Genomic DNA, 22,627 nt, shown 5'->3' with positions numbered 1-22,627 from the left:
CGCCAAAAAGTTCGGGCATCCGCATTTGCGCGGCCCCGTCAAACCGCCCGAACTTCGATGATCTTTGCTGCTGTGCCCGTCCGTTCGGCGAGGCGCGTGCGATCCTTCACGGCGCCGGCCAGCTGCCCGCACGCGGCGTCGATGTCGTCGCCGCGCGTCTTGCGCACGGTCGTGACGACACCCGCGTCGATCAGAACCTGCGCAAAACGCTTGATCTGCTCCGGCTTCGAGCGGATGAGGCCCGATTCCGGGAACGGATTGAACGGGATCAGATTGAATTTGCACGGCACGTCACGCGTGACGGCCAGCAATTCGCGCGCATGCGCTTCGGTGTCGTTGACGCCGTCGAGCATGCAGTATTCGAAAGTGATGAAATCGCGCGGCGCGACTTTCAGATAGCGCTGGCACGCCGCCATCAGTTCGCGCAGCGGATGCTTCTTGTTGAGCGGCACCAGCTCGTCGCGCAGCGCATCGTTCGGCGCGTGCAGCGACACGGCGAGCGCGACCGGCAATTCGGCGCCGAGGCGGTCCATCATCGGCACCACGCCGGACGTCGACAGCGTGACGCGGCGGCGCGACAGCCCATAGGCGTTGTCGTCGAGCATCAGCCGCATCGCGGGCACGACCGCGTTGTAGTTCAACAGCGGTTCGCCCATGCCCATCATCACGACGTTCGTGACGACCCGTTCCGCCTTGCCGTTCGGTCCGGGCGCGCGGCCCAGCGACGCACGCAGCGCAAATTCGGCCATCCGCAGCTGGCCGATGATTTCGGCCGTCGACAGGTTGCGCGAGAAGCCCTGCTTGCCCGTCGAGCAGAAGCGGCAATTGACCGCACACCCGGCCTGCGACGACACGCACAGCGTGCCGCGCGTCTCTTCCGGGATGAACACGGTTTCGACCGCGTTGCCGTTCCCGACGTCGATCAGCCACTTGCGCGTGCCGTCGGCGGAAACGTGATCGCTGGCGATCTCGGGCATGCCGATCGTCGCGCGGCCCTTGAGCTTTTCTCTCAGGGACTTCGCGAGGTCGGTCATGCCGTCGAAATCGCCGGCGTTGTACTGATGGATCCAGCGCTGCAACTGCTTGGCGCGGAACGGCTTCTCGCCGAGGCTGCCGCAGTACGCGACAAGACCCTCGGCATCGAAGTCGAGAAGATTGACGGAAGTTTCGCTCGTCATGATGTGCTGCCTTGCCGCGTGCGCCGAATCCTGCCTGACCGTTGCCAGCCAGCGCTTAACGCGAGTAGACGTTCATTTCCGGGAAGAAGAACGCGATTTCGACCGCTGCCGTTTCAGCAGCGTCCGAGCCGTGCACGGCGTTCGCGTCGATGCTGTCGGCGAAGTCGGCGCGGATCGTGCCCTTTTCCGCCTTCTTCGGATCCGTCGCGCCCATCAGGTCGCGGTTCTTCAGGATCGCGCCTTCGCCTTCCAGAACCTGGATCATCACCGGGCCCGAGATCATGAAGTCGACGAGGTCCTTGAAGAACGGACGTGCTGCGTGAACTGCGTAGAACTTCTCTGCGTCGGCACGCGACAGGTGCGCCATGCGCGATGCGACGATCTTCAGGCCGGCGCCTTCGAAACGGCTGTAGATCTGGCCGATCACGTTCTTTGCCACCGCATCCGGCTTGATGATCGACAGGGTGCGCTCGATTGCCATAAAAACTCCAAAAAATTAAGAAGTTACAGGTTCAAATGAATCCGCTATTGTAGCACGATCCCGTGTATCATTGCGATTGAACCCTTACACCGGCGAAAGGTTCGGAATCCCTGTGTTTTTGCGCTGCCCGGCCATTGAAACCAAGCGGCGCGGAACGTATCTTAGCCATAGCTGCTCCGGTTTGCTGCGCCGCACACCGCGCGCGCCGAACCGGCCCCGAACGCCCGTGCGTTCAATGTTAGGAGAAACCATGAACGACTATCCGTACAATTTCGGCCGCGGCGGCACCGTCAGCACCGCGGAGGTTCGCAACCGCGTGCTGCGGAACACGTACTGGCTGCTCGCGCTGTCGATGATCCCGACCGTCCTCGGCGCGTGGGTCGGCGTCGCGACGGGCTTCTCGCTGTTCGCCGCCACCAGCCCGATGATGAGCCTGCTCGCGTTCTTCGCGATCGCGTTCGGCTTCATGTTCGCGATCGAGCGCACCAAGAACAGCGCCGCCGGCGTATTCGTGCTGCTCGGCTTCACGTTCTTCATGGGGCTGATGCTGTCGCGCCTGCTCAGCTTCATCCTCGGCTTTTCGAACGGCCCGTCGCTGATCATGCTGGCGTTCGGCGGCACCGGCATCATCTTCGCCGCGATGGCGACGGTCGCAACGGTCAGCAAGCGCGACTTCTCCGGGCTCGGCAAATGGCTGTTCATGGGCGTCATCGTGATCCTGCTGGCGTCGGTCGCGAACATCTTCCTGCAATTGCCGGCGCTGATGCTGACCGTGTCGGTCCTCGCGATCGCGATCTTCTCCGCGTACATGCTGTTCGACGTCCAGCGCGTCGTCAACGGCGGCGAGACGAACTACATCTCGGCCACGCTCGCGATCTACCTCGACCTGTACAACGTGTTCACGAACCTGCTCGCGCTGCTCGGCATCTTCGGCGGCAACCGCAACTGACGTTCGGCTCACCCATAAAAAAACCGGCCCGCAGGCCGGTTTTTTTTCGTCCGCGACCGCGGCTCAAGCGCGCTCGAACAGCGCGATCGATTCGACGTGCGACGTATTCGGGAACATGTTCACCACGCCGGCGCCCTTGAGCCGATAACCGGCCTCGTGGACGAGCAGCCCGGCGTCGCGCGCGAGCGTCGACGGGTTGCACGACACGTAGACGATCCGCTTCGGCAGCGGGCCTTCACCGCTCTGCGCGATCTCGGCGAGCGCCTTGGACACCGCGAGCGCGCCTTCGCGCGGCGGGTCGATCAGGAACTTGTCGAACGCGCCGAGCGCGCGCAGATCGTCGCCCGTCACTTCGAACAGGTTCCGGCACGCGAACGTCGTATGGCCGTCGACGCCGTTCTCGCGCGCATTCGCGAGCGCGCGCGTCGTCAGCGTTTCGCTGCCCTCGATGCCCATCACCTCGCGCGCCAGGCGCGCCAGCGGCAGCGTGAAGTTGCCGATCCCGCAGAACAGGTCGAGCACGCGATCGTCGCGCGACGGCGCGAGCAGACGCAGCGCACGCCCGACCAGCACGCGATTGATCTGATGGTTGACCTGCGTGAAGTCGGTCGGCTTGAACGGCATGCGGATGCCGAACTCCGGCAGCGTGTAGTCGAGCGCCACGTCGAGCGGATAGAACGGCGCGACCGTGTCGGGGCCCTTCGGCTGCAGCCAGAACTGCACGTTGTGCTCGTCCGCGAACGCGCGCAGCAGCGCTTCGTCGTCGGCATTGATCGGCTCCAGGACGCGCAACACCAGCGCGGTCACCTGCGAGCCGACCGCCAGCTCGATCTGCGGCATCCGATCGCGGATCGACAGGCCCTCGACCAGCCGGCGCAGCGGCACCAGCATCGCCGACACGTGCGGCGGCAGCACTTCGCAGCTCGTCATGTCGGCGACGTAGCTGCTCTTCTTTTCGTGGAAGCCCACCAGGACGCCGCCCTTCTTCGCGACGTTGCGCACGGTCAGGCGCGCGCGGTAGCGATAGCCCCACGACGGGCCGTGGATCGGCGCGTACATCGCCTCGGCGCGCAGCTTCGACAGATGCCACAGGTTGTCCTCGAGCACGCGCTGCTTGATCGCCACCTGCGCGCGCATGTCGAGGTGCTGCATCGAACAGCCGCCGCAGGTGCCGAAAAATTCGCATTTCGGCTTCGTGCGCATCACGCTCGGGCGCAGAATGTCGACGACGGTCGCCTGCTCGTAGCTCGGCTTGCGGCGATAGCTCGAATAGGTCACGCGCTCGCCGGGCAGCGCGCCTTCGACGAAGATCACCTTGCCGGGCGTGCCATCCTCGGTCGCCGTGCGGCCGACACCGCGCGCTTCCATGTCGAGCGATTCGATCTCGAGCACCGGGGCAGGCCCGGGCGGGACGGGCGCATTTTTCGATTTGCGCGCAGAAGTGGGGACGGCTTCGGACACCAGCTTTTCCTGACAAAACGTTGAAGAAGGCGAGATTGTAGACGACGAAAGCCCGCGTCGCCCGCTTTCGTCGCGCGGGCGCGGGCGCCGGCGCAACGGACACGGCCCGGCCCGCGGGCGGCGCGGGCGCTGCCGGCCGCCATCGAACTCGGAGCTCGACCATGCGATTGATCGACTGGAACATTCAATGGGGACGCGATGCCGACGGCGTCGTCGATCTGCCGCGCACCGTCGCGGCCGCTCGCCGGCTCGGCGACTTCGACGTGCTGTGTCTGCAGGAGGTCACGCGTGGCTTCGGCGCACTGCCCGGCGGGCCCGGACCGGACCAGTTCGCGGAGCTCGCCGCGCTGCTGCCCGGCTATACGATCGTCGATGCGATCGGCGCCGACCTGCCCGCGCTCGAGCCCGGCGCGCCGCGCCGGCAATTCGGCAACGCAATCGCGACGCGCCTGCCGGTCGGGCGCGTGTTGCGGCAATTGCTGCCGTGGCCGGCAGACGCCGATGCGCCGTCGATGCCGCGCGTCGCGCTCGAGGTCGAATTGCTGGCGCCGTCGGGCCCCGTGCGCGTGGTGACGACGCACCTCGAGTTCTATTCGGCGCGCCAGCGGCTCGCGCAGGTCGATGCGTTACGCGCCCGCCACCGCGAGGCCTGCGCGCACGCCGACCACCCGGCGCCGGCCGAAAACGCGACGGGACCGTTCAGCGCGACGGCGCAGCCGCGCGACGCGATCGTCTGCGGCGACTTCAACAGCGCGTTCGACAGCGACGCGTACCGGCGCATGCTGGAGCCAATCGCCGATGCGCCGTCGTTCGTCGACGCGTGGGTCGCGCGCCATCCCGGCCGCACGCCGCCGCCGACGGCCGGCGTCTACGACACGGTGCAATGGTCGGACGGACCGCTCGCGTGCGATTTCGTGTTCGTGACCGAGACGCTGCTGCCGCGCGTCACGCGCTGCGAGATCGACGGCGACGTGCGCGCGTCGGATCATCAGCCGGTCGTGCTCGAACTCGATTGAGGGGCGAACGCGGTGCGGCCGCGCGGTCGGCGGCCCGTGCTCAGGCGTCGAAGCCGGCCAGGTATTCGGCCCAGTGCGCCGCGGGTTCCTGCGCGAGCGCGTTCTTCACGAGCAGGATTTCATCCGCGTATTCGTTCGGCGTGAGCCCGCCGCGCATCAGCTGGAAGCGGCAGTACAGCAGATACGTGTTGACGACGTCGGTTTCGCAGTAGTTGCGGATCTCGTCGATCCGGCCATCCCGAAATGCCGGCCACACCTGGCTGCCGTCCATTCCGAGCTTGCCCGGAAAGCCGCACAGCTTCGCCAGCGCGTCGAGCGGCGCATTGGCGCGCGCCTGGTACATCGCGAGCACATCCATCAGATCGGTGTGCCGCGAGTGATAGCGCGAGATGTAGTTGTTCCACTTGAACTCTCGGTCGTCCTCGCCGAGATCCCAATAGCGGGTCGCCGGGATGCCGTGCACGAGCGCACGGTAGTGCAACACCGGCAGATCGAAGCCGCCGCCGTTCCACGACACGAGTTGCGGCGTGTATTTCTCGATCACGCGGTAGAACGACTGGACCAGCGCGGCTTCGTTGTCCTGCGGCGTGCCGAGCGAGCGCACGCGAAAGCCGTTGTTGTCGCGGAACACGCAGGAGATCGCCGCGATGCGCTGCAAGTGATGCGGCAAGAAATCGCTGCCGGTCTTCTCACGGCGGGCGGCGAACGCATGCTCGGCCACCGCCGCATCGTCGAGCGTCGCGGGCAGGTCTTCCAGACGGCGAATGCCGTCGACATCGGGAATGGTCTCGATGTCAAAAACGAGAATCGGAGTCATCGATTACAGAACGGCGTCCTTGCGCACGCCGTTGGAGGCAAAGAACCGCTTCAGGCGCACCAGCGCTTCCTGCTGGATCTGCCGCACGCGCTCGCGCGTGAGCCCCATCTCGTCGGCCAGTTCCTCGAGCGTGGCCGGTTCGATGTGATTCAGCCCGAAGCGGCGTTCGATCACGTGCCGGTGCTTGTCGGACAGCCGCGACAGCCACGCGCGCGTGAGCGTCTCGAGCTCGCGGTGCTGCACTTCGGCATCGGGCGACTGGCTCTGGTCGTCCGGCAGCAGATCGAGCAGGCTGCTCGCGGGATCGAGATCGAGCGGCGCGTCGAGCGACGCGGTGTGCTCGTTCAGCGCGAGAATGTCGGTGACTTCCTCGGCGGTCTTGCCGGTGAGGTAGGCGATGTCGTCGATGCTGGCTTCGCGGCGTTCGGCCGCGTCGCCCGTCGACATCGAGTTCTTTTCGAGGTGGCGCTTCGCGCGCAGCACCTGGTTCAGCTCGCGGATCACGTGCACAGGCAGGCGCACGGTACGCGCCTGATTCATGATCGCTCGCTCGATGCTCTGGCGAATCCACCATGTCGCGTAGGTCGAGAAGCGAAAGCCGCGCGTCGGGTCGAATTTCTCGATCGCGTGCATCAGACCGAGATTGCCCTCCTCGATCAGGTCGAGCAGCGGCACGCCGCGGTTCAGATAGCCCTTTGCGATGCTGACGACGAGACGCAGGTTGCGCTCGATCATCACCTGCCGCGCGTCGAATTCGCCCGCTTTCGCGAGACGCGAATAGCGCTGCTCCTCCTCGACGGTCAGCAGCGGCTTGACGCTGATACGGTTCAGGTAGTGCTGGATCGTGTCGGCCGTGAGCTCGGCCTGCAGCAATGCGCGGAAATCGTCGACGTCGGGGGCGGCTTCCGCGCGGCCTTCGCGTTCGTCGTCGCCGTCGGCTTCGGCCTCGCGCGTGTCGAGACCGGTTTCGGTTTCCGCGACGTCTTCTTCGTCGTCCGTCGAAGCGCCAGCTCGCTTCACCGATGCTTGCGTGGCACGACTGATCTTCTCAGACTCGGCTTGCGGCTCGTGGCGCTTCGATTTCGGCATGGTCGTCTCGGTTATTGAGGCGGCAAATACTTCAGCGGATCGACAGGCTTGCCCTGCCGGCGAACCTCGAAATGCAGCATCACGCGGTCGGCATCGCTGTTACCCATCTCGGCGATCTTCTGCCCCTTCGTCACCGCGTCCCCCTCTTTTACCATCAAAGCGCGATTGTGTGCATACGCCGTGAGGTAAGTCGCGTCGTGCTTGATGATAATGAGGTTGCCGTAGCCGCGCAGGCCGTTGCCCGAGTAGACGACGCGGCCGTCGGCCGCCGCCTTTACCGCCTCGCCCGCGGTGCCGCCGATATTGACGCCCTTGTTCTTCGCGTCGTCGAAACCGTTCAGCACCGGGCCGCGCACCGGCCACGCAAACGTGACGGGACCGCTCGGCGCTGCCGCGCCATCGCTGGCTGCCGGGGCCGACGGCGGCGTGCTCGCCGACGACGAACCGGCTGCCGGCGTCGCCGGGCCGCTGCTCAGCGGCGCGGTCGTCACGGCCGCGCCGCCGATCGGTGCGGCGACCGGCGCGCCGGCCGTCGCTGAGCCGCCCGGCGGGGCGACGCGCAGCAACTGGTCGACTTCGATCTGGTTCGGGTTCGCGAGGTTGTTCCACGCGGCGATGTCGCGATAGTTCTGCCCGTTCTCGAGCGCGATCCGGTACAGCGTGTCGCCGGGTTTCACGCGATAGAAGCCGGGCGGCGGCGGACCGAGCGGCACCGCCGGCTGCGTGGCGGCGGTCGTGCCGAGCGAACCGGAGCGGTCGACGACGGGCGCGTTGTCGAGCCGCGTCGCACAGGCGGCCAGCAGCGTGGAGAACGCGGCCACACAGATCGCGCGCTGCGCGAACGTGAGCGGTTCCCTGGTTCGGTTGTTTTGCATCACGCGCAACATACTCATCGGTTTCAAATCACTCCGGATTTTAAAGGGACAAAGAAAACGCGATCAAGCCGCGACTCCCGCCACTGCGCGTGCGCGACGCGCTCGATCAGCGTGAGCACCTGGGGCTGCCCGCTCTGCGCGCCGACCGGCGCGACGAGCCGGCCGCCGATCGCGAGCTGCTCGAGCAGCGCCTGCGGCACGTCGAGCCCGGCCGCCGCGATCACGATCGCGTCGAACGGCGCTGCGGATGGCAGCCCGACCCGCCCGTCGCCGTAGTGCAGACGGATGTTCGGCACGCGCAGCGGCCGCAGGTTCAGCTTGGCGCGCTCGTAGAGCGGCTTGATGCGTTCAATCGAATACACGTCGCGCGCCACGTGGCTCAGCACGGCGGCCTGATAGCCGCAACCGGTGCCGATCTCGAGGACGCGCTCGAGCGTGCGGCCGGCCATCGCGAGCTCGATCATGCGCGCGACCACCGACGGCTTGGAAATGGTTTGCTGATGGCCGATCGGCAACGCGGAATCTTCGTAGGCCTGCGTCGCGAGGCCCGCGTCCACGAACAGATGGCGCGGCACCGCCGCCATCGCGTCCAGCACGCGCGGATCGGTCACGCCGTTCGCGCGCAGGCGTTCGACCATGCGCTCGCGCACGCGTTCCGACGTGAGCGCGAACGCGCCGGCCGGTGCGGCGTTCGCGGCGATCGGCTTGGGCATCGCGGGCTTGGGCATCGCGGGCTTCGGCACGGTCGGCTTCAGCGCGGTGGCCGGCTTCGCGGCGGCCGTGCCGGGCGGCATGCGCGCGACGCCGGGCTTCAGCGCGACCGGCTTCGGCACGGCGGCCGGCTTGTCGGCGGCCTTCGGCGCCGCGATTGCCGCATGGCGTTCGCCGGCCCGACCGTCGGATTTGCGTGGCGCTCGCTTGAGATCTTCGAGCGCGAGCGGAAACCGCTTCGCGCGCTCGCCGCTCATGAAGCCCGCCCTGCCGCGCGCGCCCAGTCGCGCGTCGCGGGCAGCATTTGGGTGTGCGTGAGGTCGAGTTGCAGCGGCGTGATCGATACGAAACCGTTTGCAATCGCGTGGAAATCGGTGCCCTCGCTGGCGTCGAGCGCCGCACCGGCCGCGCCGATCCAGTAGACCGGTTCGCCGCGCGGATCGGTCTGGCGAATAACAGGCTGCGACGGGTGGCGCTTGCCGAGGCGCGTGACCTGCCAGCCTTTCAGCGCGTCGTACGGCAGGTTCGGAATATTGACGTTCAGCAGCGGCTGCCCGGGCAGCGGGTGCGCGAGATAGTGCGCGACGATTTCGGCGGCGACGCGCGCCGCGTCCGCCAGATGCGCCCAGCCCTTGTCGGCCAGCGAGAACGCGATGGCCGGCACGCCGAACATGATGCCTTCGGTCGCGGCCGCGACCGTCCCCGAGTAGAGCGTGTCTTCGCCCATGTTCTGGCCGTTGTTGATCCCCGAGACGACGAGGTCGGGCCGCGCGTCGGCCATCCCGGTCAACGCGACGTGCACCGAGTCGGTCGGCGTGCCGTTCACGTAGAAGAAACCCGTATTGGCTGCGCGCTGCACCGACAGCGGCCGCGACAGCGTCAGGGAATTCGATGCGCCGCTGCAATTCTGCTCGGGCGCGATGACCGTGACGTCGGCCAGCGGCTGCAGCGCGTCGCTGAGCGCGGCGAGACCGGGGGCGAGATAGCCGTCGTCGTTGCTGAGTAGGATTCGCATCCGGCGATTGTAACCGAGGAAAGATGGCGCGAGAGCGACAGTCCGGCGCCGACCGGCCCGGCGCGGGCAGCGCCGTTACGGTGCGCCGCCGCGTCGCGCGGCGGCGTTCGCCGCACTCGGGAAAATGCCGATCCGCCGGACGTTTCGTGCATCGCTCGGCGGACTCCCGTCACCGTTCCCGGTCGGGCCGCGCGCTGCGAACGCGCGCGGTCCGCAAGCGGCGCGGCCGAGGCCCGAACCACGCTCACGCGCCGCTCAGATCGCGCCCGCCTCGCGCAGCGCGGCGATCGCCTGCGCGTCGTAGCCGAGACCGCGCAGCACCTCGTCCGTATGCTCGCCCAGTTCGGGACCGAGCCAGCGCGTCTCGCCCGGCGTGTCCGACAGCTTCGGCGTGACGTTCGGCAGCGGAATCTCGGTGCCGTCGGGCAGCTTGAAGCGCTGGATCATCTGCCGCGCGATGAACTGCGGATCGGTGAACATGTCGGCCGCGCTGTAGATGCGCCCGGCCGGCACGTCCGCCGCATTGAGCACGGCGAGCGCGTCGTCGATCGTGCGCGGCGCGAGCCACGCGGCGATCGCATCGTCGATTTCCTGCGTGCGCGGCACGCGCCCGTCGTTGCTGGCGAGCGAGGGATCGTCGGCGAGGTCGTCGCGCCCGATCGCCTTCATCAGCCGCTTGAAGATCGGATCGCTGTTGCCGCCGATCACGATGCTGCCGTCGCGGCACGCATAGGTGTTCGACGGCACGATGCCGGGCAGCGACGCGCCGGTGCGCTCGCGCACCATGCCGTATACGCCGTACTCGGGCACCACGCTTTCCATCATGTTGAACACCGCTTCGTACAGCGCGACGTCGACGACCTGCCCCGCGCCGCCGTTCACGTTGCGATGGTGAAGCGCCATCATTGCGCCGATCACGCCGTGCAGCGCCGCGATCGAGTCGCCGATCGAGATACCGATGCGCGGCGGCGGCATGTCCGGATAGCCGGTGATGTGGCGCAAGCCGCCCATCGACTCGGCGATCGCGCCGAAGCCGGGCCGGTCGCGGTACGGGCCGGTCTGCCCGTAGCCGGACAGGCGCACCATCACGAGGCCGCGGTTCTCGGCCGACAGCACGTCGTAGCCGAGGCCCAGCTTCTCGAGCAGGCCGGGGCGGAAGTTCTCGATCACGATGTCGGCCTCGCGCGCGAGCTGCCGCGCGATCGCGTTGCCGGCCTCGGATTTCAGGTTCAGCGTGACCGATTTCTTGTTGCGCGCCTGGACCGACCACCACAGCGACGTGCCGCCCTGTTCCGGGTACAGCTTGCGCCACTTGCGCAGCGGATCGCCGCCGTTCGGATCCTCGATCTTGATGACTTCAGCGCCGAATTCGGCAAAGAGGCGCGACGCGAACGGCCCCGCGATCAGCGTCCCGAATTCGAGCACTTTGACGCCCGCGAGCGGGCCCTGGGTGGTGCTCATGTGTCTCCCTGGCATGAGGAACGACGCCGCCGGGCGGCGGCGTCCGGCCTACATCGTGCGGCGGTCGAGCATCGCGCGGGCGATGGTGCCCGCGTCGACGTATTCGAGCTCGCCGCCCACCGGCACGCCGCGTGCGAGGCGCGTGACCGCGAGCCCGCGCGCCTTCAGCGTCTGGCCGAGGTAATGGGCGGTCGCTTCGCCTTCGTTCGTGAAGTTGGTCGCGAGCACGACCTCCTTGACGACGCCGTCGGACGCGCGCCGCACGAGGCGGTCGAAGTGGATTTCTTTCGGGCCGATCCCGTCGAGCGGGCTCAGTCGCCCCATCAGTACGAAGTACAGCCCGCGGTACGTCATCGTCTGCTCGAGCATGATCTGGTCGGCAGGCGTCTCGACGACGCACAGCAGCGTCGGATCACGCTCGTCGTCGCTGCACACCTCGCAGATCTGCGCCTCGGTGAACGTGTTGCACTTCTCGCAGTGCTGCAGGTGCTCGGTCGCGAACAGCAGCGACCGGCCGAGCCGCTCGGCGCCCTCCCGATCGTGCTGCATCAGGTGATACGCGATGCGCTGCGCGGACTTCGGCCCGACGCCGGGCAGCGCGCGCAGCGCTTCGACGAGCGAGGACAGGGCGGACGGCTGTTTCATGCGGCGGCAGAGAGCTGAGCGGGCTGAATGGACGCTGCGCTCAGAACGGCAGCTTGAAGCCCGGGGGCAGCGGCAGGCCCGACGTCATGCCGCTCATCTTTTCCTGCGACGTCGCTTCGGCCTTGCGCACCGCATCGTTGAACGCGGCGGCGACCAGATCCTCGAGCATGTCCTTGTCGTCCGCGAGCAGGCTCGGATCGATCGCGACGCGACGCACTTCGTTGCGGCAGGTCATCGTCACCTTGACGAGGCCGGCGCCCGACTGCCCTTCGACTTCGATCTGCGCAAGCTGCTCCTGCATCTTCTTCATGTTTTCCTGCATTTGCTGCGCTTGCTTCATCAGTCCGGCGAGGTTGCCTTTCAACATGGGAATACTCCTTCTTGATCGTGTGAAAACCGGCACGCGGCGCGTGCCGGTCAATGCGTGCGGGCGTGATTGTGCCTGTCGCGGTGCCTATCGTTCAATGCGGTTCAATGCAGTTCAATGCAAGGTCGGCGACGCGCCGTCCGGCGCAGCATCCGCAAGCGGGCGCACCGAGCCGTCGACGATACGCGCGCCGAACTCGCGCATCAGCTGCTGGACGAACGGATCGCCGTGGATCTCCTGCTCGGCCTCGCGCTGGCGCGCCGCGCGCGCGGCCGCATCGAGCGCCGCCGCGGTGCGCCGTGCCGGACCGACCTCGACCAGAACCTCCACGGGCTTGCCGAGCGCATCGGCGAGCGCGGCCTTCAGCTTCGTGACCTGGGCAGCGTCCGCATACTGCGGCACCGGCACCGACAACTTCAACGTGGTCGCATCGACGGCCGTCAGCTCGCTGTTGAACGCGAGCTGATACGCGACGCCCTTCAGCGGCAGCCGTGCGGCAAGCGCCGGCCATTCGCCGTCGAAGCCGATCGCATCGAGCGCGATCGCGGGCGGCAGCGGGCGCGCGTCGACCGGCGCCGACGGCCGCGCTTCCGCCGGCTTCGGCGCGATGCGCAGGTCGTCCGGGCCGCTGTCGAATACCGGCACGAAGCCGTCGTCGGCCGCGGCGCCGAACATCTCGTCGGCGCTCAGCGGCACGTATTCGTCGGGCGGAATGTCTTCCCACGGCGGCGGCGCCTGGCGCGCATCGGCAGGCTGCGGCGCGCGGGCGGCGGCACGTGGAGTGGGCACCACGACGGCCGGACGCGACGGCGCGGGCTTTTCGGCCGCCGGTTGTGCGGCGGCTGCCTTCGGCGCGGCGCCGGGCCGCGAGCGTTCGGACGACACGCGCATGCCCGCGTTGCGCAACACGTCGAGCGCGGCGGCCGCGCCGCCGCGGGCGGAGGCACGCGGTACCGACTCGGCCGGCGCAGGCTCGGCCGGCGCGGTGGACGGTGCGGGGGCGGCGCTGCGCGATGCGACAGCGGGCGCGTCAGGCTCTGACGGCGCCGACGGACGTGCATCGTTTGCCGGTGCGGCGCGCGCTGCCGACGCGGCTTGAGCGGAAGCAGCGACCGGTGCTTCGGGCGTCGCCACTACCGGTGCTTGCGCAGCAGCAGGGTTCGCGGCGGGCGTAGCGGCTGCGTCGGCGGATTGGGCCGGTGCCGGGGTTTCGGCCGGCGCCTGTGATTGGGTCGGCGCCGCCGATTGTGCCGGTGCCGTGGATTGGTCCGGTGTCACGGATTGGGCCGGTGCCGCGGATTGTGCCGATGCCGCGGATCGGTTCGATGCCGTGGATTGGTCCGATGCCGTGGATTGGTCCGATCCCGAAGATTGGCTCGGCGCCGAAGATTGATTCGGTGCCGAAGATTTGGCCGGCGCGGTGGATTGAGCCGACGCCGAACGCGCCGCAGGCACAACCGGCGCGGCGGCCTGCGGACGCGCCGCTTCGCCTGCCCCGCCCGATACCGCAGCACGCGGCGTCGCAGCGGCAGCAGCAGCGGCCGCGCGCGGCGCAGCCGCCGGCACCCCACGCGGCACGGCGGGCTCACCACCGGGCGCGCTGCCCGAGCCGACAGCCGGCTCGAACGCGAGCATCCGCAGCAGCGTCATCGTGAAGCCCGCATATTCGTCGGGCGCCAAGCCGAGCTCCGCGCGCCCGACCGTTGCGATCTGATAGAACAGCTGAACCTTCTCGGGGCTCAGCGTCTGCGCGAACCGGCGCAGGTCGGCCGCCTCCGGCCATTCGTCGAGCACCGAGCCCGGCGCGAACTGCGCCCATGCAATCCGATGCAGCAGGCTCGCGAGATCCTGCAGCGCCGTCGAAAAGGACAGGCTGCGCAGCGACATCTCGTCGGCGATCGCGAGGATTTCGGGGCCGTCACCGGCCGCGAGCGCGTCGAGCAGACGCACCATGTAGGTCTGATCGAGCGCGCCGAGCATGCCCGACACCGCCGATTCGGTCACTTCGTTCGCCGAATACGCGATCGCCTGGTCGGTCAGCGACAGCGCATCGCGCATGCTGCCCTGCGCCGCGCGCGCAAGCAGGCGTAGCGCCTGTTGCTCGAACGAAATCTGCTCTTCGCCGAGAATCCGCTCGAGGTGCGACACGATGCGGCCGGCCGGCATCTGCTTCAGATTGAACTGCAGGCAGCGCGACAGCACGGTGACGGGAATCTTCTGCGGATCGGTCGTCGCGAGAATGAACTTGACGTGCGGCGGCGGCTCCTCGAGCGTCTTGAGCATCGCGTTGAACGCGTGATTCGTCAGCATGTGCACTTCGTCGATCATGTAGACCTTGAAGCGCGCATCGACCGGCGCGTACACCGCGCGCTCGAGCAGCGCGGCCATTTCGTCGACGCCGCGGTTGCTCGCGGCGTCCATCTCGACGTAGTCGACGAAGCGGCCTTCGTCGATCTCGCGGCACGCGCGGCACACGCCGCACGGCTGCGACGTGACGCCGGTTTCACAGTTGAGCGCCTTCGCGAAGATCCGCGACAGCGTGGTCTTGCCGACGCCGCGGGTCCCGGTAAACAGATAGGCGTGATGGAGACGCCCGCCGTCGAGCGCGTGCGTGAGCGCCCTGACGACGTGCTCCTGGCCGACGAGCGAAGCGAAATCCTTCGGACGCCACTTGCGTGCGAGAACTTGATAGGTCATCGGGAAATTGTATCAGTAACGCCGCGTCGCGCCGACACGCCAAACGGTACCGACGACGGGAAACACGTGGAGAAAAACGGAGATTGCCGCAGAAACAAAAACGCCCGACGAACGGGGCGAGAGGAAAGGTGACGAGCCCGACCCTCGGCACTGGCGGAAAACGATTGTGGCTGCTTCGTTCCCGACCTGACCAGGTTCACCGCCCCACCATGCGAGGAGGCCCGTCACGGCATATTCTATCACCGCTTCCGGCCGAATGCGACCGTTTGTTCGCGACAATGCATTCGGGCGCGCAATGGCACACATGCGAACGGCGTGAATTGCGGCCGCCTCCGCACTGCTCTTGCAATTCGCCAACCGGCCTCCACGTTGGCTGAGCAACGGTCGAACGGCGCGTCGTACCCCTACTCGCGTAGCGGCTACTATCGCTGCCCGCAGCAGATAGCAATTTAGGCTAATATGACGCCCGAACGACCCGCGAGCCGCGCCATGCAGCGCTTAAGCCCTTCCTTCGGGAGAGCCGAGTGACCTGCCGCAGCGGCCGGCAGCCGCGAGGCGGCCGGAGCGCCCAACGCGCCGAGCAGGCAGTCCCCGAACCGAAAGAGGTATTGACCCAATGAGCGAACAGATCAAACACATCAGCGACGCATCGTTCGAACAGGACGTCGTCAAATCCGACAAGCCCGTGCTGGTCGACTTCTGGGCCGAATGGTGCGGCCCGTGCAAGATGATCGCCCCGATCCTCGACGAAGTCGCGAAGGATTACGGCGACAAGCTGCAGATCGCGAAGATCAACGTCGACGACAACCAGGCAACGCCCGCGAAGTTCGGCGTGCGCGGCATCCCGACGCTGATCCTGTTCAAGAACGGCGCGGCCGCCGCGCAGAAGGTCGGCGCGCTGTCGAAGTCGCAGCTCACCGCATTCCTGGACAGCCACCTGTAATACCGGCAAGTCCGCGGGCGTGTTGTCAACCGACAACACGCCCGCCGTCACACCGCCGATCGGCCGCTCAAGCGCGAATCGGCATATGCTAGAATCAAAAAACGTCTACAAGACGCATTAAGTCTCAGAGCGCCTCCGCTCGCCCTCCTCCCTTATTTCTTTTCGTCGCATCTCCTCCCTGGCGGGTTCTCCGTATGCATTTATCCGAGCTCAAGTCTCTGCACGTGTCCGAACTGATCGAAATGGCCAATGGCCTGGAGATCGAAAACGCGAACCGCCTGCGCAAGCAGGAGTTGATGTTCGCCATTCTCAAAAAGCGCGCCAAGACGGGAGAGACGATCTTCGGCGACGGTACGCTCGAAGTGCTGCCCGACGGCTTCGGCTTCCTGCGTTCGCCGGAAATGTCGTACCTCGCGAGCACCGACGACATCTATATCAGCCCGTCGCAGATCCGCCGCTTCAACCTGCATACCGGCGACACCATCGAAGGTGAAGTCCGCACGCCGAAAGACGGCGAGCGCTACTTCGCGCTGGTGAAGGTCGACAAAGTCAACGGGCAGCCGCCCGAGGCCTCGAAACACAAGATCATGTTCGAGAACCTCACGCCGCTGCACCCGAACAAGCCGCTGTCGCTCGAGCGTGAAATGCGCGGCGAAGAGAACGTCACGGGCCGCATCATCGACATGATCGCGCCGATCGGCAAGGGCCAGCGCGGCCTGCTGGTCGCATCGCCGAAGTCGGGCAAGACCGTGATGCTCCAGCACATCGCACACGCGATCAAGCAGAACCACCCCGACGTCATCCTGTTCGTGCTGCTGATCGACGAACGCCCGGAAGAAGTGACCGAAATGCAGCGCTCGGTCGCCGGCGAAGTGATCGCATCGACGTTCGACGAACCGGCCACGCGTCACGTTCAGGTTGCCGAAATGGTGATCGAGAAGGCCAAGCGCCTCGTCGAAATGAAGCACGACGTCGTGATTCTGCTCGACTCGATCACGCGTCTCGCGCGCGCATACAACACCGTGATCCCGGCATCGGGCAAGGTGCTCACCGGCGGTGTCGACGCGAACGCACTGCAGCGTCCGAAGCGCTTCTTCGGCGCGGCGCGCAACATCGAGGAAGGCGGTTCGCTGACCATCATCGGCACCGCGCTGATCGAAACCGGCAGCCGCATGGACGACGTGATCTACGAAGAATTCAAGGGCACCGGCAACATGGAAGTGCACCTCGAGCGCCGTCTCGCCGAAAAGCGCGTCTATCCGTCGATCAACCTGAACAAGTCGGGTACGCGCCGCGAAGAAATGCTGATCAAGCCGGAAATCCTGCAAAAGATCTGGGTGCTGCGCAAGTTCATCCACGACATGGACGAAGTCGAGGCAATGGAATTCCTGCTCGACAAGATCCGCCAGACGAAGAGCAATTCCGAGTTCTTCGACCTGATGCGCCGCGGCGGCTGACCGCCCGCCCCCGCGCCGAACGGCCGCCCTGCATCTCGCACGGCGGCCGTTTTTTCGCGCCAACCTATACGTGAACGTACAGGTTTATCTATAATACGAACCATCGTCTCCACTCAAGCCCGAACATCCGATGTCGAACGAAGCCCCCACGCCACTGCTGACCGTCAGCGACGCCGCAGCGCGCCTCGGCGTCACGCCGCGCACGCTGAAGTACTACGAGGAACGCGGGCTCGTCACGCCGTCGCGCAGCGGCGGCCGCTACCGGCTGTACGACGAAGCCGCGCTCGAACGCTTCGCGCGCATCCTGCGGCTGCGCGCGCTCGGCTTCTCGCTGCACGGCATCACCGAGATGTTGAAGCGCCCGCTGGAGCAGACGGACGATGGCCGGCGCCGCTATTCGGACGCCTCGTTGCGCGACATTCGCACCGGGCTCGCCGCGCAGATCGGCACGCTCGACCAGCGGATCGCGGCCGTGCAGCGCGAGCTGAAGGAAGCCGTCGCGCTGCGCAAGGAGTTGCAGCACGACCTCGACTACATCGAACGACGCCTGGCCGGCGAAAACCCCGATGCGCTGATGGCGCAGCGGCGCGCCGAAGCCGGCGCGCGACGCGCGCGCAAGGACCGCGAATGAACGTCGCGCCCGGTCGCTCGCCGCTGTGGAGCCGCGCGAACCTGCGCGCGGACCTGCTCCCGTGGGCGCTCGCGCTCGTCACCGGCATCGACTACTTCGACAACGCGGCGTTCTCGTTCTTCGCGAGCTACATCGCCGGCGGCATCAATGCGTCGCCGGACGAACTCGTGTGGTCGTCGAGCGCGTATGCGGTGACGGCCGTGCTCGGCATTCTGCAGCAGCAATGGTGGGTCGACCGGCTCGGGCATCGCCGCTACGTGGCGGGCAGCATGCTGATGTTCTCGCTGGGTGCCATCGCCGCCGCGCTCGCCGACACGTCGCTCGAGCTCGCGTTCGCGCGCGGCTTCCAGGGCTATTTCATCGGCCCGATGATGGGCGCGTGCCGGATCCTTATCCAGAGCAGCTTCAAGCCGCAGGAGCGCGCGCCCGCCACGCGCGCGTTCCTGATCATGATCCTGCTGGGCAGCGCGCTTGCGCCGATCGTCGGCGGGCTGCTCGTCGCGCATTCGACGTGGCGCGCGCTGTTCGCCTGCACGGCGCCGTTCGGCATCGCGTTCGCGGCGCTCGCGTTCGTCACGCTGCCCGACTCGGGCAGGACGCTCGACGACGAGCGCGGCCCCGGGCATTTCTGGCCCTACGTCGTGTTCGCGCTGGCGCAAGGCGCATTGCAGATCGTGTTGCAGCAGGTGCATTACCAGCTCTACAGCGGCTCGCCGATGCTGATGCTGCTGACCTTCGCGGGCATCGGCGCGCTCGCATGGTTCGCGTATCACCAGTGGCACCATCCGGCGCCGCTCGTGCGGCTGCATGCGCTGCGCGAGCGCACGTTCCAGGTCGGGCTCCTGCTGTACATGTTCTATTACTACGAGTCGACCGGCTTCAGCTACCTGACCTCCCGGCTGCTCGAACGCGGGCTCGGCTATCCGGTCGAGAACGCCGGGCGGCTGGTCGGCACGATGTCGCTGATCTCGGCCACCGCGCTGTTCGCGTACCTGCGGCATGCGAAGCGCGTCACGCACAAGAAATGGTTCGTGGTGCCGGGGTTCGCGATCGCGATCGTCGCCGCGCTGTGGATGACCCGGATGACGCCGCAGGTCGGCGACGCCGCGCTGGTCGTCCCGCTGCTGCTGCGCGGATTGCTGCTGCTGTTCATCGTGCTGCCGGTCGCGAACCTGACGTTCCGGATCTTCGCGATCGACGAGTACACGCACGGCTACCGGCTGAAGAACATCGTGCGCCAGTTGACGATCTCGTTCGCGACGTCGTCGGTGATCATCGTCGAGCAGCACCGGCTGGCCGTGCACCAGACGCGGCTCGTCGAGCGCGCGAACGTGTTCGACCCGCTGTTCCAGCAGAGCGTCGACACGCTCACGCGCGGCTACGCGGCCGCCGGCCACGCGCTCAGCGACGCGCACGCGCTCGCGATCGCATCGATCGCGCGGATGGTCGCGCAACAGGCGTCGTTCCTCGCGTCGCTCGACGGTTTCTATTACCTCGCGGGCGTCGCGCTCGTCGGCGGCCTGTTCGCGGCATGGCAAAAAGAGATCGATTGAGTTAAAAGACAGGCTTTGGATTTTCCCGCGCCGCCTCCATGCTCTCGAAACTGACCCGCTGGTTCGACGACCGCCGCCGCGATCGCGCGCTGCGCAGCCACCCGATCCCCGATGCGCTGTGGGACGACACGGTCGCGCGCCTGCCCTTCCTCGGCGCGCTTGCGCCGGACGACCAGCGCCGGCTGCGCGAGCTGACGAGCCTGTTCATCGCGCGCAAGTCGTTTTCGACCGCGCACGGGCTCGAGCTGACCGACCGGATGATCGTCGCGATCGCGGCGCAGGCCTGCCTGCCGGTGCTGAATCTCGACTTGTCGCTGTACGACGGCTGGGTCGGCATCGTCGTGTATCCGGGCGAATTCGTGATCCGCAAGACGGTGGAGGACGAGAACGGCGTGGTGCACGAGGTCGAGCAGGACGCGAGCGGCGAGGCCTGGGAAGGCGGCCCGGTGATCCTGTCGTGGGAAGACGCGCAGATGACCGACGGCCGCGACGCGTACAACGTGGTGATCCACGAATTCGCGCACAAGATCGACATGCTGACGGGCGCGGCCGACGGCTACCCGCCGCTGTTTCGCCGCTGGCACGCGCCGCACCTCGATGCGCAGGCGTGGGCCGACGTGTTCGAGCACGCCTACGACCAGTTCTGCGCGCGCGTCGATGCGGTGCCGGAGCGCGCGTGGGCGCGCTTCGAGCGCGACTCGCTGATCGATCCGTATGCGGCCGATCACCCGTCGGAATTCTTCGCGGTGTGCAGCGAGGCGCTGTTCGTGCGGCCGCAGGCGTTCGAGTCCGAATTTCCGGAGCTGTACCGGCTGCTCGCCCGCTACTATCGGCAGGATCCGGCCGGCACGGGCGCGCTCGACGCATGATGAAAATTAATCGTCAACCGTCTGATTTTCTGGCATAATCGCCGTTTTTCGACCTTAGGCAAGTGGCTCGCGCCGGGCTTGACGGCGGCCGAATCGCACGAATGCGTGCGGTCCGGTACGGCAAGCGGCGGGTTGGCTACCGCTCTCACCAAGGAACATCATGAAACCTGGCATTCACCCGGACTACCGCGAAGTCGTCTTCCAAGACATGTCGAACGGCTTCAAGTTCATCACGCGCTCGACGATCCAGACGCGTGAAACCATCGACCACGAAGGCAAGACCTACCCGCTCGCCAAGATCGAAGTGTCGTCGGAATCGCACTCGTTCTACACCGGCCAGCAGAAGATCATGGACACGGCAGGTCGTGTCGAGAAGTTCAAGAACAAGTTCGGCGCACGCGCCAGCGGCAAGGTCGCGAAGTAAGCTTCGCACCGATCCGGTGGTTGCAACGCACCGGTACCGCACAAAAGGGCAGCCCAGGCTGCCCTTTTTTGTCGCCGCTCGCCGGGACAGCACACGCGCCGGCACCCAGCGCGGCAATCGTCTGACGCGCACCGGCCGTCGCGTCTACAATGCCGGATGCTCGAATCCGGCCCGCCCGCGCACGATCGTGCCGGCCGCCTGCCCATAACAAATCAAATCGCTGATCTGCATGAAGCCTGTCGTTCGTCTCACCGCCTCCGCCACGCGCGCGCTGCCGCGCTGGCTGCTGCTCACGCTGTGCCTCGTCTATGCGGCGTTTGGCCTGTTCGGCCGCGACCCGTGGAAGAACGAGGACGCCGCGGGCTTCGGCGTGATGTGGACGATGGCGACCGGCGGCTGGCACGACTGGCTGCTACCCAATCTGGTCGGCAAGTTCATCACGACCGACGGGCCGCTCGGCTACTGGCTCGGCGCGCTGTCGATCCGCGCGCTCGCGCCGTGGGTCGACGCGAGCAACGCGTCGCGCGTCGATACGGGCGTGCTGTTCTGCATCGCCTGCGCGTTCGTCTGGTACGCGGCCTACCTGCTCGGCCGACGCCCCGAGGTACAACCGTTCAAGTACGCATTCGGCGGCGAGCCGGAGCCGCGCGACTACGGCCGCACGCTCGCCGACGGCGCGCTGCTGATTCTCGTCGCCTGCTTCGGCCTCGCCGAGCGCGGCCATGAAACCACGCCGCAGCTCGCGCAGTTCGCGTGGATCGCGATGTTCGTGTACGGCATCGTGCGCGGCATCGACAAGCCGATGCAAGGCGCGCTGTGGTGGGGCGCCGCGGTCGGGCTGGTCGCCCTGTCGGGCAATCCCGTGCTGGTGGCCGCGTTGCTGGCCGGCACGGCCGTGCTGTGGCTCGTCACGCCGGAGATGCGCAACCTGCGCCTGCCGCTGGTCGGCGTCCCGCTCGCGGCCGCGATCTTCGCGCTGTGGCCGCTCGCTGCCTTCAACGCGACGCCCGACGACGCCGCGTGGTTCTTCAACCAGTGGATCCATGGCAGCCTGATGCGCTTTTCGGGCCCGCCGACCGCGGTGCTCGGCTACGCGGCGAAGAACCTGCCGCTGTTCACGTGGCCGGCGTGGCCGCTCGCGATCTGGGCCTGGTGGAGCTGGGCCGGCATGCGCCGCCGCGCGCATATCGCGATTCCGCTGTCGGTGGTGGTGCCGCTGGTCGCGCTCGTGATCCTGCAGAGCCAGCAGTCGAACCGGATGTACATGCTGCTGCTGCCGCCGCTCGCGGTGCTCGCGACCTTCGCGCTGCCGACGCTCAAGCGCGGCGCGATCAACGCGTTCGACTGGTTCGCGGTATTGAGCTTCACCATCCTCGGCACGTTCGTCTGGCTCGTGTGGCTGGCGTCGCTGACCGGCTTCCCGCACCCGCTCGCGCGCAACCTCGCGCGCCTCGTGCCGGGCTACGAGCCGCATTTCAAGATCCTGTCGTTCATCTGCGCGGTGGTGGTCACCGTGTGCTGGTTCGTGCTCGCGCGCTGGCGCGTGTCGCGTCAGCCGAAGGTGCTGTGGCGCAGCGTCGTGCTGTCGGGCGCCGGCACCACGCTGATGTGGGTGCTGCTGATGACGCTGTGGCTGCCGATCGTCAACTATGGCCGCACCTACAGCGATGTCGCGCGACAGATCGCGTCGCACCTGCCGAAAGACTATGAATGCATCTCGCCCGTGCGGCTCGGCGACGCGCAGCTCGCGACGTTCGCCTATTTCGGCGACATGCACTTCGAATTCTCCGGCGAATGCGACGTGATCCTGCGCCAGGACCGCGCGGACTTCGGCGAGCCGAGCGCGATGTCGCAATACGTCTGGCGTCTCGTGTGGGAAGGCCGCCGCGTCGCCGACCGCGACGAGCGCTTCCGGCTCTACGAGCGCATCGAGCGGCCGAAGACGCCCGTCAAGCGCCGTGGCCCGCGCCATCGCGCGGTCGAGTGAC

Annotated in this window: 21 protein-coding genes and 1 other RNA gene; 9 read left to right on the top strand and 13 right to left on the bottom strand. The window is 67.1% G+C overall.

Annotation, left to right across the window (positions count from 1 at the left end; translation table 11 throughout):
* Positions 1 to 38 precede the first annotated feature (38 nt).
* Positions 39 to 1,178: a 23S rRNA (adenine(2503)-C(2))-methyltransferase RlmN gene (rlmN, locus tag MBR110_RS08960; RefSeq protein ID WP_011884970.1), complete on the bottom strand. Its 1,140-nt coding sequence runs from the start codon at positions 1,176 to 1,178 to the stop codon at positions 39 to 41.
* Positions 1,179 to 1,233: 55 nt separating this feature from the next.
* Complete coding sequence (gene ndk, locus MBR110_RS08955) at positions 1,234 to 1,659, bottom strand: nucleoside-diphosphate kinase (RefSeq protein WP_006478674.1); 426 nt, start codon at positions 1,657 to 1,659, stop codon at positions 1,234 to 1,236.
* Positions 1,660 to 1,909: 250 nt separating this feature from the next.
* On the opposite strand from ndk, the gene MBR110_RS08950 reads away from it, so the two are divergent.
* The gene (locus tag MBR110_RS08950) at positions 1,910 to 2,608 is read left to right on the top strand and encodes a Bax inhibitor-1/YccA family protein (RefSeq protein WP_011884971.1); all 699 of its coding nucleotides are present in this window, start codon (positions 1,910 to 1,912) and stop codon (positions 2,606 to 2,608) included.
* Between the two features lie 63 nt (positions 2,609 to 2,671).
* Here the strand turns inward: MBR110_RS08950 and rlmD are convergent, their stop codons facing one another.
* A complete protein-coding gene (rlmD, locus tag MBR110_RS08945) occupies positions 2,672 to 3,976 on the bottom strand; it encodes a 23S rRNA (uracil(1939)-C(5))-methyltransferase RlmD (protein WP_034195427.1) in 1,305 nt (434 codons plus the stop codon).
* A 254-nt stretch (positions 3,977 to 4,230) separates the two neighbouring features.
* On the opposite strand from rlmD, the gene MBR110_RS08940 reads away from it, so the two are divergent.
* Positions 4,231 to 5,085 (top strand): endonuclease/exonuclease/phosphatase family protein, encoded by an 855-nt coding sequence (locus tag MBR110_RS08940; RefSeq protein ID WP_011884973.1) that lies wholly within the window; start codon positions 4,231 to 4,233, stop codon positions 5,083 to 5,085.
* A gap of 40 nt (positions 5,086 to 5,125) precedes the next feature.
* On the opposite strand, the gene MBR110_RS08935 is transcribed toward MBR110_RS08940, so the two are convergent.
* The 10 genes from MBR110_RS08935 to ffs form a co-directional block, all read right to left on the bottom strand.
* A complete protein-coding gene (locus MBR110_RS08935; protein ID WP_011884974.1) occupies positions 5,126 to 5,902 on the bottom strand; it encodes a 3'-5' exonuclease in 777 nt (258 codons plus the stop codon).
* 3 nt (positions 5,903 to 5,905) lie between these two features.
* Positions 5,906 to 6,991, bottom strand: a complete 1,086-nt coding sequence (gene rpoS / locus MBR110_RS08930; protein ID WP_011884975.1) for an RNA polymerase sigma factor RpoS — start codon at positions 6,989 to 6,991, stop codon at positions 5,906 to 5,908.
* Positions 6,992 to 7,002: 11 nt separating this feature from the next.
* Positions 7,003 to 7,884, bottom strand: a complete 882-nt coding sequence (locus MBR110_RS08925) for a peptidoglycan DD-metalloendopeptidase family protein (RefSeq protein ID WP_011884976.1) — start codon at positions 7,882 to 7,884, stop codon at positions 7,003 to 7,005.
* Between the two features lie 5 nt (positions 7,885 to 7,889).
* Complete coding sequence (locus MBR110_RS08920) at positions 7,890 to 8,834, bottom strand: protein-L-isoaspartate(D-aspartate) O-methyltransferase (protein WP_181708992.1); 945 nt, start codon at positions 8,832 to 8,834, stop codon at positions 7,890 to 7,892.
* Positions 8,831 to 9,592 carry a 5'/3'-nucleotidase SurE gene (surE, locus tag MBR110_RS08915; RefSeq protein ID WP_011884978.1) on the bottom strand — a complete coding sequence of 254 codons (762 nt, stop codon included), beginning with the start codon at positions 9,590 to 9,592 and terminating at the stop codon, positions 8,831 to 8,833. Before surE ends, MBR110_RS08920 begins: the two co-directional genes overlap by 4 nt.
* Before the next feature lie 255 nt (positions 9,593 to 9,847).
* The gene (locus MBR110_RS08910) at positions 9,848 to 11,053 is read right to left on the bottom strand and encodes a CaiB/BaiF CoA transferase family protein (RefSeq protein WP_011884979.1); all 1,206 of its coding nucleotides are present in this window, start codon (positions 11,051 to 11,053) and stop codon (positions 9,848 to 9,850) included.
* Between the two features lie 48 nt (positions 11,054 to 11,101).
* Positions 11,102 to 11,698 (bottom strand): recombination mediator RecR, encoded by a 597-nt coding sequence (recR, locus tag MBR110_RS08905; RefSeq protein ID WP_011884980.1) that lies wholly within the window; start codon positions 11,696 to 11,698, stop codon positions 11,102 to 11,104.
* A gap of 40 nt (positions 11,699 to 11,738) precedes the next feature.
* Positions 11,739 to 12,065, bottom strand: coding sequence for a YbaB/EbfC family nucleoid-associated protein (locus tag MBR110_RS08900; protein ID WP_006755698.1), 327 nt, complete (start codon positions 12,063 to 12,065; stop codon positions 11,739 to 11,741).
* A gap of 114 nt (positions 12,066 to 12,179) precedes the next feature.
* Positions 12,180 to 14,762 (bottom strand): DNA polymerase III subunit gamma/tau, encoded by a 2,583-nt coding sequence (locus MBR110_RS08895; protein ID WP_059735606.1) that lies wholly within the window; start codon positions 14,760 to 14,762, stop codon positions 12,180 to 12,182.
* A 127-nt stretch (positions 14,763 to 14,889) separates the two neighbouring features.
* Positions 14,890 to 14,988, bottom strand: an RNA gene (ffs, locus tag MBR110_RS08890) — signal recognition particle sRNA small type.
* A 390-nt stretch (positions 14,989 to 15,378) separates the two neighbouring features.
* Here ffs and trxA point away from each other — a divergent pair.
* The 7 genes from trxA (at position 15,379) to MBR110_RS08855 (ending at position 22,626) form a co-directional block, all read left to right on the top strand.
* Positions 15,379 to 15,705: a thioredoxin TrxA gene (gene trxA, locus MBR110_RS08885; protein ID WP_006402348.1), complete on the top strand. Its 327-nt coding sequence runs from the start codon at positions 15,379 to 15,381 to the stop codon at positions 15,703 to 15,705.
* 194 nt (positions 15,706 to 15,899) lie between these two features.
* Positions 15,900 to 17,162 carry a transcription termination factor Rho gene (gene rho / locus MBR110_RS08880; RefSeq protein WP_006478662.1) on the top strand — a complete coding sequence of 421 codons (1,263 nt, stop codon included), beginning with the start codon at positions 15,900 to 15,902 and terminating at the stop codon, positions 17,160 to 17,162.
* 130 nt (positions 17,163 to 17,292) lie between these two features.
* On the top strand, positions 17,293 to 17,793 hold the full coding sequence (locus MBR110_RS08875; RefSeq protein ID WP_014723110.1) for a MerR family transcriptional regulator: 501 nt from the start codon (positions 17,293 to 17,295) through the stop codon (positions 17,791 to 17,793).
* Complete coding sequence (locus MBR110_RS08870) at positions 17,790 to 19,346, top strand: MFS transporter (protein ID WP_011884983.1); 1,557 nt, start codon at positions 17,790 to 17,792, stop codon at positions 19,344 to 19,346. Before MBR110_RS08875 ends, MBR110_RS08870 begins: the two co-directional genes overlap by 4 nt.
* 38 nt (positions 19,347 to 19,384) lie before the next feature.
* Positions 19,385 to 20,215, top strand: coding sequence for a zinc-dependent peptidase (locus tag MBR110_RS08865; protein WP_011884984.1), 831 nt, complete (start codon positions 19,385 to 19,387; stop codon positions 20,213 to 20,215).
* 160 nt (positions 20,216 to 20,375) lie between these two features.
* Positions 20,376 to 20,639: a type B 50S ribosomal protein L31 gene (locus MBR110_RS08860; protein ID WP_011884985.1), complete on the top strand. Its 264-nt coding sequence runs from the start codon at positions 20,376 to 20,378 to the stop codon at positions 20,637 to 20,639.
* Positions 20,640 to 20,868: 229 nt separating this feature from the next.
* The gene (locus MBR110_RS08855) at positions 20,869 to 22,626 is read left to right on the top strand and encodes an ArnT family glycosyltransferase (protein ID WP_181708991.1); all 1,758 of its coding nucleotides are present in this window, start codon (positions 20,869 to 20,871) and stop codon (positions 22,624 to 22,626) included.
* Position 22,627: the final 1 nt, after the last annotated feature.

This window comes from Burkholderia sp. MBR-1, from assembly GCF_013822785.1.
GTDB classification, from domain to species: Bacteria; Pseudomonadota; Gammaproteobacteria; order Burkholderiales; family Burkholderiaceae; genus Burkholderia; species Burkholderia vietnamiensis.
The sequence above is the reverse complement of the archived record's forward strand: the minus strand, read 5'-3'. Positions and strand labels throughout refer to the sequence as shown.